Raw genomic sequence first — 17,030 nt, forward strand, 5'->3', positions numbered from 1 at the left:
CGCGACTTTTAGAGGTGGTTGCGTACCTACGGCACGCCTGTTGACTCAGAATCGCCTGTTGCTACCAACATTTCGTGCCTACGGCACTTACGTTGACAGGCGCACTTGACTCATTTTGTTCCATACTGGTTGACGGGCTATACGCCAGGGCTCAGCTCGTGGTGGTAGAATTTGCTCTCTGGATCTTCCGGGTCCAGCGACACCGATTGGGTGGTCGCTTTGGTCTGGAATTGAGTGAATACACAGGGCAAAATCAGCAGCGCGGCCAGCGTCGAGGCAATCAAGCCGCCAATAACGGCCTGACCAAGCGGAGCAATCTGATCGCCCCCTTCGCCAAGGCCCGATGCCATCGGCACCATACCGGCAATCATGGCAATACTGGTCATCAGAATCGGACGAATCCGGCTATTAGCCGCCAGCACGACGGCTTTGCGCGTGTCGCCAATTTCCAGACGTAGGTTCTCGGCATTGGTGACCATTAGGATGGCGTTGGCTACCGATACACCCACCGACATGATCAGACCCATATACGATTGCAGATTGAGTGTAGCGCCACAGGCCAGCAACATAAGCAGGGCTCCGGCTACCACCGCCGGGATGGCCGCCAGAATCACCAGCGACAGCTTAAAGGACTGGTAGTTAGCGGCCAGTAGCAAGAAAATAATCACAATGGCAACCAGCAAACCCGTTTGCAGACTGCTCAGGGTATCAGTCAGGAGGCTGGTTTGCCCACCCAATTCGACCAGAACGCCACGGGGCGGTTCGCCCGCTTCTTTGATGGCCTGCTGAACGGCTTTTTGTGCCGTACCCAGATCTTTATTTTGCAAATTGGCCGTGATCGTGACGAGCCGGTTTGGCCCTGCGCGGTCATATTCGCCCGGCGCGGTTCCTTCCGAAAACGTAGCCACATCGGATAGAAGCGGATGCATTTCACCGCTTTTCAGCGGGATATTGCCAATGTCGCTGGCGCTGCTCATCTGATACTCGGGAATCTGAACCTGCACCTGATACGCCAGTCCTTTCGATTCATCGAGCCACAGGTTTTTATCCGTAAACCGACTGGACGAGGTGGCTGCCACCATCGATCGGGCCACCTGCGTCGAGGTAACGCCCAACTGGCCCGCCCGCTCGCGGTTCATCGTCACTTTCAGGATGGGGTAGGCCAAGGGTTGAGCAATCTGAACGTCGCGCAAAAAGTCGATCTTCGTCATCCGCTCCCGAATCTTGTTGGCAAACCGGCCGGCTTCACTCAGGTCTTTGGCCGCTACTGTCACTTCGATGGGCGTTGATGCGCCCTGGCTCATGATCTTCTCCGTCAGCTCGATGGGTTCGAAGGAAATGTTAGCCGCTGGTAACGCCTTTGCAATGCGGGCCCGAAGGTCTTCTTTCAGGTTGTCCATGTTCACGGGGTGTTCCTCTTTCAACGAAACCTGCAAAACAGCTTCGTGCGGACCACTGTTGAACACGAAAATGTTGGATGTACCATAGCTGGACGGAACTGTTCCCACGTAGGCGGAGGAGATCTCGACGTTGTCCGCACCAACGGCTTGCTTGATGATGTCGAGCACTTTTAACGTGGCTGTTTCGGTTCGTTCCACTCGTGTACCATCGGGAATTCGCAGCCGCATCTGAAACTGGTGACTATTGCCGTGGGGCAGAATATCGGTGCCAATAACCATGAAACAGATAACGATAATGGCCAGACTGCCCGCGAGATAGCCGCCCACGACCAGCTTCCTGCGGTTCAGGACCTTTTCGAGTACCGATGAATACCGTTGCTTAAACTTCTCGAAGCCAGTCGCCTTGGCCACCGGATGCGCGCCCTCCTCCAGGATGGCGTGGCGCTCCTGCGCATCGAGGGCCAGCGTGGGCGCTTCGTGCGGGGGATGGCTTTTGAGCAGCCAGTTTGCCAGCACGGGTACGAACGTTTGCGAAAGTAAGAAGGACGCAATCATGGCGAATCCAACGGATAGCGACAGGGGCAGGAACATGGAGCGTGGTACGCCACTCATCACGAAAGCCGGGGCAAATACGGCCAGAATGGCCAGCAGGATAAGGAACTCGGGAAAAACGATTTCCTTACAGGCATCCCAGATGGCAACCGCTTTGGGCTTGCCCGTCTCCAGATGCTGGTGAATGTTCTCGATCGTTACGGTGGCCTGGTCGACCAGAATCCCGATGGCCAGCGCCAAACCCGACAAGGTCATGATGTTGATCGTTTGTCCGCACAGGTTCAGCATGATTACGGCCGATAGAATCGAAATCGGGATCGTGACCACAACAATGATGACACTGCGCCAGTCGCGCAGAAACAGCAGCACCATTAAACCCGTCAGGACGGCACCTAAAATGCCTTCCGTAACGAGGCTTTTGAGGGCGTTGGTGACGTAAACCGACTGGTCGAATTCGTAGGAAATCTTGACATCTTCCGGTACGGCAGCCCGAAGGTCGGGCATGGCTTTCCGAATGTTGCTAACCACATCCAGCGTCGATGCATCCGACTTTTTAACCACCGGAATATAGACCGCCCGGCGGCCGTTTACCAGCGCATAACCCACCGTCACGTCGGCACCATCTTCAACCGTACCAATGTCCCGAACGAACACCGTCGGTCCGGAACCCACCCGAATGGGAATGTTCAGGAAATCTTCGGGCCGCTTCACCAGCGAGTTGACGGGCGTCATAAGCGCCTTTTCGCCAATGCGGATATTTCCGGCGGGTGAAGGCTGGTTGTTGATGACAATGGATTTGATAACCTCCTCCGGCGTAAGCTGGTAGCTGCGAACCAATTGCGGATTTACTTTGATAATGACCGTTCGCTGGTTACCGCCGAAGGGTGGGGGGCTGGATACGCCCGGAATTCGGGAGAACATCGGCCGCACCCGCGATGACGCATAGTCCTGAATTTCATTCAGGGAACGACTCGGACTTTCGAACACCAGCTGCCCTACCGGTACCGAACTGGCATCGAACCGAACCACCTGGGGCGGCACGGTTCCCTCTGGCATGTAGGCTTTGGCTCGCGAAACGTTGTTGGCCACCTCGGCCGCAGCCTGGGCCATATCCGTGCCGGGGTAGAATGAGAGTTTGATCAGCGATAAGCCCTGAATCGTTTTAACGTCGATGTCCCGAATGCCCGATACATACAGAAAGTGATCCTGATAGCGGGTCGCGATGAACCCATCCATTTGATCGGGCGCCATCCCTCCATACGGTTGCACGACGTAGATGGTGGGCAGATCGAGGCTCGGGAAAATATCCACCGGAATGGTGAAGAGCGACATCACCGAGAAGAACAGGAGACCCATGACCGCCACAACCACCGAAATCGGTTTTCTCAGCGCGGAACGAATGATGTTGTACATGATTAACTAGTTTACGGTATTCGGTATCCGGTTTATAGTTTGTGGTTTGTAATTAGTGGTTTGTCGTTGGCTGACGCAGGCGATGCTGACGCCGGTCCGCCGGTGCGGTCAGCCAACGACAAACCACAAACTACAAATCATAAACCTTACTTAACCTGATTCATAAATAGGGACAGATCGCCCTCGGCGGCCGCCTTCAGCAAAAGATACCGCCACACATTACTGGTGGCTACATAGCCATCGACTTCAGCACGATTGAGGGTTACGACACTCTGGAGCAATGTCGGCAAATCGGTCAAACCGCTCTGGTAACGCGAGTTGGCCTGATTATACGCCTGTTTGGCAGCCTGAAGCTGAACCGGGGCCTGACGAGCCTGTTCCAGCGCTACCTGATATTGTGTTTCGGCTTCCTGGTATTGTCGGGTGATTTGCAGGCGCTGGGTATTGAACAACTGCCGCGACCGTTCGACCAGAAACTGATCGGCGTGGTAGTCCTGCCGAACCCGCAGGATATTGGTCAGATTCCAGCGGGCCACAATCCCAACCAGGTAATTCCCGACCTGATAGCCCAGGCCGTTTGTTTGATTGGCCAGAAAGAGGTCGCCCTGGTTCGAAAAGCCTGATCCCCGGGCGTTCCCGACGCCCACAAATGAGATCGTTGGCATCCCGGAGCGTTGGGTGGCCAGACTCCGGGCCGCCGATAAGTTGATCTGGGACTGAAACAGGCGCAGCGTCGGGTTTTTGGGCGAGATGGAATCCGACAGGAAGTTTCCGTTGGGCAGATTTGTGTAAAAAAGCATGCTATCGACCTGCATGCTGGCTTGCAATTGCCCGGCAAGTTCGGAAAGCCGCAGCCGCTGAACCTGCTCCTGTTGCTGGCTGCCTAACAGGAGCAGCCGGGCCCGAACGGCCTCCGCCGTAGCCAGCGAACTATCGACGCCAGCCCGCATTCCCGACCGGACGCCCGCATCGACGACCCGTTTGAACGTTTGGGCCCGATCCAGGTTACTGCGTTGAATCTGAACCAGCTTCTGGTTGATAAGCAGGAGTAAATAGGCGTCGATCGTGCGGACCTGATGCTGGAAAATCTCATTTTCGTAATCGACCCGACTCCGTTGCAGATCCGCTTCCGCAACGGCTATATTGGCTTTGATCCGTCCGAAGTTGATGGCTCGCCACTCGATCACGGCACTGGTAAAGCTACCAAAACTAGCCTGTGAGATCGTCGTTGGCCGGACACCACCCGAGGTCGAGATGGCGGTGCCTTCGTTGGGGAAAAATGAGCCGTTCAGGCTGTTGCTGGTCGAGTAGGTGTACTGGTCCTGGACGATGAGCGAGGGTAATAGCTCAATCCGGCTGGCTTTTGTGCGTCGTTCCGCACTACTGACTTCGGCTTGTTTGGCTTTCAGGAACGGATACTGCCGAACGCTCTGGTCAACGATCTGATTGAGCGTCATCGTCTGGCCGTGTGCCTGAAAGGCGAACAGGCCCATGCCAAGCAGGAGTAAACGGCCCGCTTTTTTAGAATGGGACAGACGGGCCGGGAACCCTTTTGACGAATAACGAGTATGTGTCTTTTTCATTGACAACACCCAGTCGAACGAAGCTGACTTACGACAAGGTGTCTGCAAAACAAGGTGTCAATGTTGGAAACATTTGGGAAAACGGGCGTTTAACAACTGATTCGCCCAGTTTTTTAAACAAAATGATCTGGTTATGTAAAAAGCAGCAACGAATGCCAGATGAGTTGACCCAGCCATCTCCCAAATATTTCCAACATTGACGACTACTTTAGGGGTTTACTAGCTTGGGTGACGTCATGAAAGTATTGGTTGTTGAAGATGAACAGGGGCTGGCCGAAAGCATTACCGAGTACATGGTGAAGGATGGCTACATCTGCGAAATGGCCGCTACGTTTCAGGAGGCAGAAGAGAAGATACACTTATACACCTACGACTGTGTTATCGTCGATCTGACCTTGCCCGATGGCAATGGATTTCAGATAATCGAGACGCTTAAACGACTGATCGCGACTACGGGGGTCATCATTATATCGGCCCGTAATGCTCTGGAAGACAAACTGAAAGGGTTGGAAATTGGGTCGGATGATTACCTGACTAAGCCGTTTCACTTGTCGGAGCTCAACGCCCGGGTTAAGTCGTTGATGCGTCGACGGCAATTTGGCGGGCATACTGAAATTCGATTCCGGGAGATCGTTGTAGTGCCCCACACCCGGAATGTTTTCGTGACGGGACAGGCTACTCCGCTGTCGCGGAAAGAGTATGATTTATTGCTTTATTTCCTATCGAATGTGGATGTCGCCCTGACCAAAGCGTCGATTGCCGAACACCTCTGGGGCGACAACATCGACTCCGCCGATTCGTTCGATATGGTATATTCACACATTAAAAACCTGCGTCGCAAATTACTGGAAAAAGGGGCTGCCGACTACGTACAATCCATTTACGGCATCGGTTATAAATTCGGCCAATCGTGAAACTTCTCACTAAAACCAATCGAATTTACCTGGCGTTTTCGCTGGTCATCTATCTGCTGACGGCGGTTGCGTTTTACCAGATCATCCGGCTGGTTATTTACGATGAAGTCGAGAATCGGCTGCGGGTCGAGAAACGGGACTTCGAGACCTACGTTCGTGCGCACAATGCCTGGTCGAACATTCCTTATTTCGTTGAAAATAAGATCGAAGTGACACCCGTAACGGGGAAGGCTACCCATGGGGAAGACTTTTCGGATACGCTCATTCTGAATCGGTACGATCATGAGCTCATTCCCTTTCGCCAACTAACATTTTACCAGCCTATTCAGGGCATTGTGCATCGGGTCGAGATTCGAAAATCCCTCATCCAGACCTACCGGCTCATTGAAGTCATGACCGTGGCGATGATGCTTTTTCTGGGCCTGTTGCTGGTCGGTACGTTCTGGTTCCAGGGCAAACTGTCGGGGCGGCTCTGGCATCCTTTCTACGATACGTTGGCCCGGATCAAGGGCTTCGATTTAAGCAGTGGCACGTCGCTCGCACTGGACAAACCCCAGATAACCGAGTTTCGGGAGTTGAACGACGTGTTGCAGAAAATGGCCGACAAGATGCAGCAGGACTACCGGAGCCTGAAAGAATTTACCGAGAATGCATCCCACGAGATGCAAACGCCCCTGGCGCTCATCAATGCCAAGGTGGAGCAACTCATTCAGAGCGAACAGCTTACCGAAACGCAAACGCACTGGATCGAGAGTATCTATCAGGCTTCCCGGCGTATATCGCGCCTGAATCAGGGTTTGTTGCTGCTGGCTAAAATTGAAAATCGGCAATTCAATGATAGTCAAACGATTGATCTGGCTGACCTGCTGACCGAAAAATTAACGGATATGGAGGAGGTGCTATCGTTCAAAGAGTTGTCGGTGACTATGAAAGCAGTGAAGCCGTTCGAGGTGTTGTTGCCACCCGCCCTGGCCGATATTCTGGTGACGAATCTGGTCAATAACGCCATCAAACACAATCAGATCAATGGCCGGATCGAGTTGGTATCGACTGCTGATCAGTTGTGTCTGAGCAATACGGGCGGGCAGTTGACGTCATCGCCGGAGCGGCTGTTCGAACGGTTCAAGAAAGAAAGTACCGGACCCGATTCGGTGGGACTGGGCTTGTCCATTATCCGGCAGATCGGCGATAGTTATGGCCTTAAAATTGAGTATCAGGAAACGGAGGGTATTCACCAGTTTTGCCTGACCCGGTTGCCACTTTAGTCGGGTTGCGTTGGGAGCTTTTCCGATGAATTTCGGCGTTTTAATCGGTACGTAAGGCCAACGACCAGATTGTTTTTTCCTGTCGCCAACTGAGGAGTAAAAATGCCCTGATCGAAATTAGCTGCGTTGTAATTGGTCTGGTTTACCCAGCCCAACTGCAAAATCCACTGCTGGTCGAACTGATAGCCGACGCCCGCATACAGTCGGTTCCGCTCGAATGTGGGCCCGACCGGGTTGAGGAAAATCTCATCGTAGGCTGACAGGAAGGCCGTTTTCGCCGTGACCGTGTGGTTATTGAGCGGCACAAACATGTTGAGCCGGTAGCGAATCCGACTTCGGTAGGGCGTTGTTCCATCCCGAAAGGTGAACCAGCGCTGCTCAACCCGGTAGCGATGTTCAAACTTCAGCCGGGTTAGGTACTGGTTAATGATGAGCTGTTCCCAAAGTCGTTTTTCGGTGTTCAGTGGTCCGTCGGACAGCGCCTGATAATCATACGTCGCATAACGCCCACCGGCCACGGTCAGGGTGAAGTTTTTGTCAAGGTCGTAACTGACTCCCCCTTTCAATTCATTGTAAAAGAATTGGTTGAACACCCCATTGGCGCGGCCCTGTACTTCGGCGAAACCGCCCCATTTTTTCTCGCCAGCAGGCAACTGGACGGTGGCAATCAACCAGGTTCCCCAAGGCGATGAGGGAGTGAGCGATGTTTGAGCAAGACTACGGCTGACGGTACTTGATAAAAGTATAGTCAGAAAGGCAAAACGAAATCGAACGGGGATCACAACGGGTTACGTATAATAAATAGGGGTAAAATTACTCATCATTACGCTTATGTGAAACTAGGGGGTCAATCCTTAATAATTTGATAATCTATTGGTAGGGCCGATGTGTACTGGATGGGGTTGTGTTCACCGCAGTAAGCAGAACTACCTTTCACTCAAATCATGGGCTAAAAATCTGGTAAGCAGCGCGTAAGGCGAAAATTAATGAGCAACTTTGCTCCACTTGCTTCCTGTTGACTTCGGTATATCATTCATTTCTCCACCTATTGGTTTCCCTATGAACAGCCAACTTCTCTCACGAACTCTTTTGCTCCTCAGCCTGAATGGGCTGGCAGGTATGACGCAGGCCGGACCTGCGCCCAGGCCGACTGCTGTCCGGAAATACACCATCGAGCAGTTCATGAAGACTATTCGCTTTGGTGGATCCGATATTTCGCCCGATGAGCAGACGGTGCTCTACAGCAGCAATCAGGATGGTGTGTTTAATCTCTATGAAATCCCATTTAATGGAACTGGTCAGCCCAAACAGTTGACCGCGTCAAAAACGAACGCCATTTTTGCCATCGGCTATCTGCCCGACGGCCGGATATTGTACAGCAGCGATCAAGGCGGGAATGAGCTGAATCACATTTATTTGCGGGAAAAAGACGGGGCCGTAGCTGATCTGACCCCCGCCGAAAAAGCTAAATTCCAGTTTGCCGGATTAAGCCACGATCGTAAGAGTTTCTTCTATCAGTCGAACCAGCGCAACCGGGCGGCTTTCGATGTGTATGAAATGGACCTGGCAACTTTGAAGCCAACCTTGATTTTTGAGAATCCGGGTGGCTTTTTCCCCGGCGATGTATCGCCCGATAAACGCTACATCGCGCTGGCCAAAACCATTACGACGACCAACGGCGATGTGTTTCTATATGACACAAAAACCAAAGAAACCAACCTGCTCACCAAACACGAAGGCGAGGTAAACAATAGCCCGGAAGGCTTCACGCCCGACGGAAAAAAACTCCTGATTTCAACAGACGAAGGCAATGAATTTGCGTATGTAAAAGCGTATGACCTGGCCAGCGGGCAAAGCACCGTTCTCGACAAAGCAAATTGGGATATTTCCTCAGACTACCTGTCGTATCATGGTCGTTACCGCGTGCTATCGGTAAACAACGACGCCCGTACTGAGCTCAAAATTATTGATACGCGTACCAATCAGGCCATAAAATTACCTGCCTTGCCCGGTGGCGATGTTACTGGTGTGAACATTACCGACAGCGAAGGTCGGATGACGTTCTATGTGAACAGTTCTAATTCGCCCTCAACGCTTTATTCGTACGACTTCAAATCCGGGAAAGTTACACCCCTGGTGCGTGGCCTGAATCCTGAAATCGATGCCAGCGACCTGGTCGCTGGTGAAGTGGTGCGTTATAAGTCATTCGATGGGATGGAGGTACCTGCCTTGTTGTATAAACCCAAAGATGCCACCGCTGGCGACAAGCTTCCGGCCATTCTCTCGATTCATGGTGGGCCGGGTGGTCAGACACGCCTGACGTACTCGCCTTTGGTTCAATATCTGGTCAACAGCGGTTATGTGGTGCTGGCCGTCAACAACCGGGGTAGCTCGGGCTATGGCAAAACGTTTTATGCGGCCGACGACCGCAAACATGGCGATGCCGACCTGAAAGACTGTGTTGAATCGAAGAAACTGCTGGCTGCTACCGGGTATGTAGATCCTGCCCGAATCGGTATCATGGGCGGTTCCTACGGCGGTTACATGACGCTGGCTGGCCTGACTTTTACGCCCGACGATTTTGCCGTTGGTGTCGATATTTTCGGGGTGGCAAACTGGCTTCGTACCCTAAATAGTATGCCCGAATGGTGGGGACCCCAGCGCGATGCCATGTTCAAGGAAATTGGCCATCCCAAGACAGATTCGGTTGCCTTATACAACAAGTCGCCGTTGTTTCATACCCAACGCATCAAAAAACCACTATTGGTCATTCAGGGAGCCAATGACCCGCGCGTACTGAAAATTGAATCGGACGAGATTGTGGCTAACGTGAAGAAAAACGGCGTCCCCGTCGAGTATGTTACCTTCCCGGACGAAGGGCACGGGTTCGTGAAGAAAGAAAACGAAATCACCGCCTATAAAGCGGTGAAAGAATTCCTGGATAAATACCTGAAGAGCCCAAATGTGTTGAGGTAGCTGGTCATCAATGGCAGCTACTCGTTTTCGATAGCGTCGATAAGTTTCGTAAGCGTGCTACGCTGGGCAGGGGTAACGGCTTCCGAAAGGGCCGTTAGTTCTGCTTTCAGCGTTTGCCATGCCGGTAAACTGAGGACGATGGCATCGGCCTGAAACTCGACTTCATTGCCCCGGTCAGTTTGTGTGATGGGTAATGGTTCCAGAACAGTTCGGGCAAATTCCATACGAACCCGTTCTTTCACAAACGGAACCGGATCGAGGTTCGCGTCTTTTAAAATTTGCTTACTGTATACTTTTGTTTTCTTCCACCACATACGCGTATTGTCTTACGAGGTTTCCCTCAAGTCTCACAACTGATGGAGACTAAAATTAAACTGAACTATCGGGCTACCGCAGCGAATTCACATGCCGATAGAAAAATTTCACGCCAAGGAACGTGTAGAGCAGCAAAGCACCCGATTCGAGTACGGCTTCCAGATGATTTTGACCATAAATGCCACTTGAATAATCCTGAATCCAATCAATCAGTATAGCGCAGTAGCCAAAAAAGGCTGCTGATGCACCAATAAGTATGATTAGTAAAAAGAATGTCTTATTCATGTTGGTGAATCCGCAAGGGGCGTCAAAGTTAAGAATGTAATCGTAAAGCTTATGACTCCTAAATTTGTAAAGGGTTTAATCGGGGTGGATACTTTTTTTAATAATCTAGTATACGGTAAGAATTGAATAACAGATTTGATGCCAGAAACATTAAAATTGGCTTATTCATGCAAGATTAACGGATAAAGGCTGTAAACATATAATAATTCTGAGGGAATGGTTTGCCAACTTGTTGGCCGTATAGCTCAAGAGTATAATAATCCATACGTACTTTTGCCACATTATCTACTGTGTTTCTGCTATGATTGCTGTCATTCAGCGTGTTTCTCAGGCTTCTGTTACCATTGATAATCAGATAAAAGGTCAAATCGGGACGGGATTTCTTATTTTACTGGGCATTACGCACACCGATACCCGCGAGGATGTTGATTGGTTAAGCCGGAAAATTGTGGGTATGCGAATTTTTGGCGACGACGAAGGGAAGATGAATCTTGATCTGGCCGCTGTTGGTGGCGATATTCTATTGATCAGCCAGTTTACGTTACATGCCAGTACCAAAAAAGGAAACCGCCCCAGCTTTATCGAAGCCGCCCGGCCGGAGGTTGCTATACCGCTCTACGAAGCCATGATTGCTCAAGTATCGGCTGAGTTAGGCAAGCCCATTCAGACGGGCGAGTTTGGGGCCGATATGAAAGTGTCCCTGCTGAACGATGGCCCGGTAACTATTTTGATCGACTCAAAAGATCGGATTTAAGGTCATTTATGCCCAATATGTTACCGTTATCCGTTACTTTTACTAAAACCAGCCCCGACCAGCCGCAATGGTGAGCCGGTGAATTGCCGAATGGATTTTTTACCCTCCGATATAACTGCCTACGCCGATGCCCATACCTCGCCTGAGAGCGAGTTGCTGCGTCGGCTTAACCGCAATACCCACGCCCACGTGATGGCTCCCCGAATGCTGTCGGGGCATATACAGGGCCGTTTCCTGTCAATGATTTCGTGGATGATCCGGCCCCGGTATGTGCTTGAAATCGGTACCTACACGGGGTACTCGGCCCTTTGCCTGGCGGAAGGGCTGGCTGAGGGCGGGAAACTCATTACAATCGACCAGAACGAAGAACTGGAAGCGTTTGCCCGGTCCTACTGGCGGCAGTCACCGCTTAATGAGGCCATCGATTTTCGCCTTGGAACGGCAGCAGACATACTCCCAACCCTAACCCAAACGTTTGACTTGGTGTTCATCGACGCGGATAAACGGAACCTGTCGCTTTATTTTGATCTGATAATTGACAAACTACGTCCCGGCGGTTTTATCCTGGCCGACAATGTATTATGGTCTGGCAAGGTTGTTGACCCCGTAAAACCAACTGACCTGGATACCCTTGCTGTCCTGGCTTTTAACCAAAAAGTGCATACTGATCCGCGCGTAGAAAATGTGTTGTTGCCCATTCGGGATGGGATTATGCTACTTAGAAAACGGAACTGATTTACTGACAATGACAATGAATAAACTGACATCTTCCCTAACCCTTTTCCTCGTTCTGATCGGACTACACGTATCGGCCCAAACGACATCCATTCCAATCGTGCCGGAGCAGGTAACGTTTGCCGATATTTCGGTGCGGCTAAATCCCGATGCCCGACGTATTGTGCAACAGGACGTGAATGCTTTGCTGTCTAACCGGCAATACTGGACGGCTAAACTTGATCGGGTGGTGTTGTACTTTCCTATGATCGAATCCATTCTGATCGATGAAGATGTTCCGACCGATTTTAAATACCTGGCGGTTCAGGAAAGCTCACTTACGCCCGATGCCGTGTCTTCATCGACGGCTGTCGGCTACTGGCAGTTTAAACGGGAAACCGCTGTCGATAACGGGTTGCGCGTAGATGAAGAAATCGACGAACGAAAAAGCATTACCAGCTCTACACACGGAGCCGCCAAATACCTGAAAAAAAGCAATGGGCAGTTTAACAACTGGGTTGCTTCGCTATATTCCTATTACCTTGGTGCCGGTGGTATTACCAAACTGATTCCGCCTGATTGGGCCTACGCCCGCGAAGTAGCACTGGACGGTAACACAGATCGCTACATTCTGCGGTTCTTTGCCCATAAGGTAGCCATTGAAAGTGCCTTGAAGTTTCACCAGACGAGCAATCGGTTTGCGCTTATCGAATACCCGAACGGGGGCGGCAAAACCATGCGGTCCATTGCGGAGGAGCTGGGTGTCGATGAATTTGAACTTCGTAAATATAACCGCTGGGTGCTGGGTGATGGCGTGCCAACTGACAAAGTTTACGTCATGGCGGTTCCGGTAGCGAGTGATCAGATCAATGATGTTCGGCAGAAAATTGTCAATGTCGATTCGAAAAAAACACCTGAATTCGTTCAGAACGATGTTGGTTTTCCTGTGTTACGGCGTGTGACAACGGGAATGAGCAGCAAAAATGACCCGGTTCTGTATGAGATCAACGGCTTGCCGGGTATCCAGGCGCAGGCCGGTGATAATGCAGGTTCACTGGCACGGAAAGCCAAAATCAGTTTGTCGAGTTTCCTGCGGTATAATGACATGAGCGACCGCGATCCGGTACTGGTCAATGATGTTTATTATTTAGCCAAAAAACGCAAAAAAGCACTGGTGCCTTTTCATACCGTTCGCGAAGATGAAACAGCTCGGAGCATATCGCAACGCTACGGTCTTCGGCTGAAGAAATTGATGCGCTACAACCGCCTGGACCGGGTTCAAAAACTGGCTACCGGGCGCGTTATGTGGTTGCGCGAACGCCGACCCAACAACAAGCCAATCGAAATCATCAATTCGCCTACGGCACCCGTCTACGACCGCACGCCAACACCCCCGGCTCGTCAGGAGGTTGCATCGGTATCAACGGGTGGTGCCGCCCGGCCCGTTTCTGGTAGTGATGGTGTTCCACGTAATGCCTCGGAACGAAAAATGTACCAGCCTAAATTAGTCGGTGGCGGAGTAACACCAAACGATGGTACATCGGAACCGGCAACTCCCCAGCGGTCAGAGCCACAACGGCCGTCTATCCAGCCAGCGACGAGCCCCGCAGCCACAACCCGGCCGCCTGTGCCAACCAGCACCAATCGGTCAGAAAACAGTGACGGATCGCAGCGGGTTGTCATTGTCAGAACACCCGATGGGCCGGAGCCAACCAAAGCCGTACCGGTTGCCACGACGCCCGAGCGCGTCCAGGCGGACAGCAACCCTGTAACGACCGCACCGAGGCCGAAAGATACCTACGCAAGTACCCCACGTACGAAGCCAGCGCCGGTCGCCGACGTCGACATGGGTCGCCCTGATGTGGGCCGCCCCGAGACGGGTAAATATGAGGGACCGCGGGAGCAGCAGGCCGATGGTTCATTGACCATACCAACGAGTACACCAACGAAAGCACCACCTCGCCCGGCTCCACCCGTTGCGACCCGAACGGAAACTCGTCCGGAAGCTCCTGTTGCCACCCGAACGGAAACGAAAGACGTCCCGGAATCAGTTTCGACCCGCCCATCGACGGCTGCTGCCGTGAACCGATTGGCGACAACGCACTCCGTAGAACCAGGCCAGACGTATTACAGTATTTCTAAACTTTATGGGTTGACGGTTGACGAGCTACTGTCTATCAACAATCTGACCACTGCTGATAAACTCGAAGTTGGTCAAAAACTGGCCGTGAAACTTACCCCCGGCGGCCGGCTGGTGAAGCCATCGGTTACGGCTAAAACAACGTCGGCACCCGAGTCGGCGGTTACCTACCATACCGTAGCAAAGGGCGAAACCATGTTTCGGATTTCGCAGATCTACGGCGTCACCATCGAACAGATTCAAACATGGAATAACCTGACGGATCCGGGTGTCAAGGTGGGGCAGAAAATTAAGATTATGAAGCCTTAGTCGCCAGAATTACCGTGTCAATAAAAAAGCTGCCTCAGGACGGGGCAGCTTTTTTATTGACACGGCTTATTATAAAAATTTGTCAGTCAACTCGTATCTTTACATACATGATACTGATTGACAATACCTGCATTAGCGACGATGTCGCTGAAAAATTCTTTGTCTGTAACTTAGATAAATGCAAAGGTGCCTGTTGCGTTGAAGGCGATATGGGTGCACCGCTGGAGGGCGACGAACCGGCCATTCTGGACCGAATCTATGAAGATATTAAACCCTATTTATCGCCCGAAGGGATTCGTGTTATTGAACAGAAAGGCGGCTATGAATCCGACGAAGCGGGTGGGTTTGTAACGACGACTGTGGCCGGGCGGGAGTGTGTATACGCTACCTGGGACAATCGTGGCATTCTCAAATGTGGTATTGAAGAAGCCTACAATGATGGAAAGGTAGATTGGAAAAAACCCATCTCCTGCCATTTATACCCGATTCGTGTTACCAAATACGAGTCTTTTCATGCGTTGAACTATGATCGCTGGCCGATTTGCAGTCCCGCCTGTGGCCTGGGCGAACAATTGAACGTGCCTATCTACAAGTTTGTCCGGGAAGCGCTGGTGCGGGCCTATGGAGAAGAGTGGTATGGCCGTTTATCGAAAGCCATTGAAGAGAAAAGCGACGTTTAGCTTGTTGCGCTGTTTGTGTTTTTAAGCAGACCAGAAAAGAGCCGATTTGCCGGGAAGCTGCCTGTCAGTTTACCAGAATCGGCTCTCTTTTTGTATAGCCTGCATGGATAATCCACAAGCTATTTCGGCATAAAAGTGGCCCGCATCTCGCTTTGTGGAGAAGTTTGGCAATACTTAACGTATAGGGACGACCGTAGATGCCTGGGTGCCATACCGTACTCAGCAGGGCGTAACAATTCACTAAAAAAGCCGAAGTACATTTGGTAGGGACCATCCCAGAGGTAAAAATATAACTCCGAATGAATTTGGATTAAAAAAAGGTATATCTTCAATTAATAAATATAATTTGTACTCGAAACGACGCTATAAAGTTGATCTATTCTAGCTTTGGTAAATTAAGGACAGTGTAGGAAAAGTTATATGTATCGTATAAATTACTAGTTAAGCCACCTGTACATATAAAATTGCCAGTAGGTTCATCAGTGAAAATGGGCACCAACTTATCGTACTTATACCGGTGTATCACCTGGAACCTACCGAACCTGGACGATCATCGGCGATTTCCTAAGCAACTGATACCCAATAATCCAGAACGGCTGATGCCTTTGTCGTCGGGTTTGCCGTTGAGGGTAGGACCAGTAACGATCACGTATCAGCAAAAAGCTACTCAGCAACCGCTGGAGTCATTTCTCCAGCAGTCGGGTACGACCTCGTTTCTGGTCATTCATCAGCATAAGCTGGTCTACGAAAACTACTTCAACGGCTACACAGCCAACAGTGTAGTCACCTCTTTGTCGGTCACACACGCCCTGGTATCGGCATTGGTAGGTATCGCCTTGACGGAAGGTGCTTTGCCGGGTCTGGATAGTTTCGTTTTGCAGCAACTCCCCGAATTGGCCAGCCAGATTAGCCCAGCGTTGACAATCCGTCATTTACTCTGCATGAGCTCCGGTCTTTTGTATCGGGAAGGCAGGATGCCCTGGTCCGATGAGGCTCATATTGAGTACAGTTCTGATTTACGACAACAACTCCTCCAGTGCGAATCCATTGAACCGGCCGGTCGTCACTACCATTATAATAAGTATAACTTACTGTTGCTCGGGTGGTTATTGGAGAAGGCCACGGGAGTGTCTGTGCCCGATTACTGCTCGCAGAAACTATGGAGCCGGATGGGAACCGAGCAACCAGCTTCCTGGAATATCGACAGTCGTAGTTCTGGTTTCGCTAAGATGGATACGGGCTTTAACGCGACCGCCCGCGATTTTGCCCGATTGGGTTTGCTCTACCTGAACCAGGGTCGATTCGACAACCAGCAACTTATTCCGGAAACCTGGATCAGGCAGAGTACCAGTACACCCTTATTCGATGAAATTGCTGACCATCAGCGTTATATGGGCCGTAATAAGCCACCCCTCGGCCAATGGGTATCTAGTCCAATAGGCTACTATAAATACTTATGGTGGGGCTATCAGAACGGCCCTCACCAGGACCCCGATTTTTTTGCGCTGGGTGATCTGGGGCAATTTATCTATTGCAGCCCTCTGCATGAGACGGTCATCGTTCGTTTTGGGAAACGATGGGGAAACATCGACTGGTGGCCAGTTCTGTTCCGGCAGTTGATCGCAAAAATGAGCGAATAGGGGTGAATCACTGTAAGCAAAAAATAGTAAGGGAAGATTCAGGCCAACGTTTTTCTTCTGTATGCCTGTGTGCTTACTTTGCCGATCTGA

Annotated in this window: 13 protein-coding genes; 8 read left to right on the forward strand and 5 right to left on the reverse strand. The window is 51.3% G+C overall.

Annotated elements, in window-relative coordinates; all coding sequences use genetic code 11:
- Positions 1-137: 137 nt before the first annotated feature.
- Together ACYVAM_RS16315 and ACYVAM_RS16320 are read right to left on the reverse strand one after the other, a co-directional pair.
- The gene (locus tag ACYVAM_RS16315) at positions 138-3,365 is read right to left on the reverse strand and encodes an efflux RND transporter permease subunit (RefSeq protein ID WP_461068817.1); all 3,228 of its coding nucleotides are present in this window, start codon (positions 3,363-3,365) and stop codon (positions 138-140) included.
- 146 nt (positions 3,366-3,511) lie between these two features.
- The gene (locus tag ACYVAM_RS16320) at positions 3,512-4,948 is read right to left on the reverse strand and encodes a TolC family protein (RefSeq protein WP_461068819.1); all 1,437 of its coding nucleotides are present in this window, start codon (positions 4,946-4,948) and stop codon (positions 3,512-3,514) included.
- A gap of 236 nt (positions 4,949-5,184) precedes the next feature.
- Between ACYVAM_RS16320 and ACYVAM_RS16325 the strand changes: the two genes are divergently transcribed.
- The gene (locus ACYVAM_RS16325; RefSeq protein WP_461068821.1) at positions 5,185-5,862 is read left to right on the forward strand and encodes a response regulator transcription factor; all 678 of its coding nucleotides are present in this window, start codon (positions 5,185-5,187) and stop codon (positions 5,860-5,862) included.
- Positions 5,859-7,127 (forward strand): sensor histidine kinase, encoded by a 1,269-nt coding sequence (locus ACYVAM_RS16330; RefSeq protein WP_461068823.1) that lies wholly within the window; start codon positions 5,859-5,861, stop codon positions 7,125-7,127. Before ACYVAM_RS16325 ends, ACYVAM_RS16330 begins: the two co-directional genes overlap by 4 nt.
- On the opposite strand, the gene ACYVAM_RS16335 is transcribed toward ACYVAM_RS16330, so the two are convergent.
- Positions 7,124-7,909 carry a DUF2490 domain-containing protein gene (locus ACYVAM_RS16335; RefSeq protein ID WP_461068824.1) on the reverse strand — a complete coding sequence of 262 codons (786 nt, stop codon included), beginning with the start codon at positions 7,907-7,909 and terminating at the stop codon, positions 7,124-7,126. The genes ACYVAM_RS16330 and ACYVAM_RS16335 overlap by 4 nt on opposite strands.
- 277 nt (positions 7,910-8,186) lie before the next feature.
- Between ACYVAM_RS16335 and ACYVAM_RS16340 the strand changes: the two genes are divergently transcribed.
- On the forward strand, positions 8,187-10,103 hold the full coding sequence (locus tag ACYVAM_RS16340) for a S9 family peptidase (protein ID WP_461068826.1): 1,917 nt from the start codon (positions 8,187-8,189) through the stop codon (positions 10,101-10,103).
- Positions 10,104-10,120: 17 nt separating this feature from the next.
- Here ACYVAM_RS16340 and ACYVAM_RS16345 read toward each other — a convergent pair whose 3' ends face one another.
- The gene (locus tag ACYVAM_RS16345) at positions 10,121-10,417 is read right to left on the reverse strand and encodes a hypothetical protein (RefSeq protein WP_461068828.1); all 297 of its coding nucleotides are present in this window, start codon (positions 10,415-10,417) and stop codon (positions 10,121-10,123) included.
- A 73-nt stretch (positions 10,418-10,490) separates the two neighbouring features.
- Entirely contained in the window at positions 10,491-10,703 is a 213-nt protein-coding gene (locus tag ACYVAM_RS16350; protein WP_461068830.1) for a hypothetical protein, read from the reverse strand.
- A gap of 301 nt (positions 10,704-11,004) precedes the next feature.
- Between ACYVAM_RS16350 and dtd the strand changes: the two genes are divergently transcribed.
- From dtd to ACYVAM_RS16375, 5 genes are all read left to right on the forward strand, one after another.
- Entirely contained in the window at positions 11,005-11,457 is a 453-nt protein-coding gene (gene dtd, locus ACYVAM_RS16355) for a D-aminoacyl-tRNA deacylase (RefSeq protein WP_461068832.1), read from the forward strand.
- Positions 11,458-11,547: 90 nt separating this feature from the next.
- The gene (locus ACYVAM_RS16360; protein ID WP_461068834.1) at positions 11,548-12,192 is read left to right on the forward strand and encodes an O-methyltransferase; all 645 of its coding nucleotides are present in this window, start codon (positions 11,548-11,550) and stop codon (positions 12,190-12,192) included.
- Positions 12,193-12,208: 16 nt separating this feature from the next.
- The gene (locus ACYVAM_RS16365; protein WP_461068836.1) at positions 12,209-14,620 is read left to right on the forward strand and encodes a LysM peptidoglycan-binding domain-containing protein; all 2,412 of its coding nucleotides are present in this window, start codon (positions 12,209-12,211) and stop codon (positions 14,618-14,620) included.
- A 107-nt stretch (positions 14,621-14,727) separates the two neighbouring features.
- A complete protein-coding gene (locus ACYVAM_RS16370) occupies positions 14,728-15,300 on the forward strand; it encodes a DUF3109 family protein (RefSeq protein WP_461068838.1) in 573 nt (190 codons plus the stop codon).
- 488 nt (positions 15,301-15,788) lie between these two features.
- Positions 15,789-16,940, forward strand: coding sequence for a serine hydrolase domain-containing protein (locus ACYVAM_RS16375; protein ID WP_461068840.1), 1,152 nt, complete (start codon positions 15,789-15,791; stop codon positions 16,938-16,940).
- Positions 16,941-17,030: the final 90 nt, after the last annotated feature.

Source organism: Spirosoma horti (assembly GCF_054776595.1).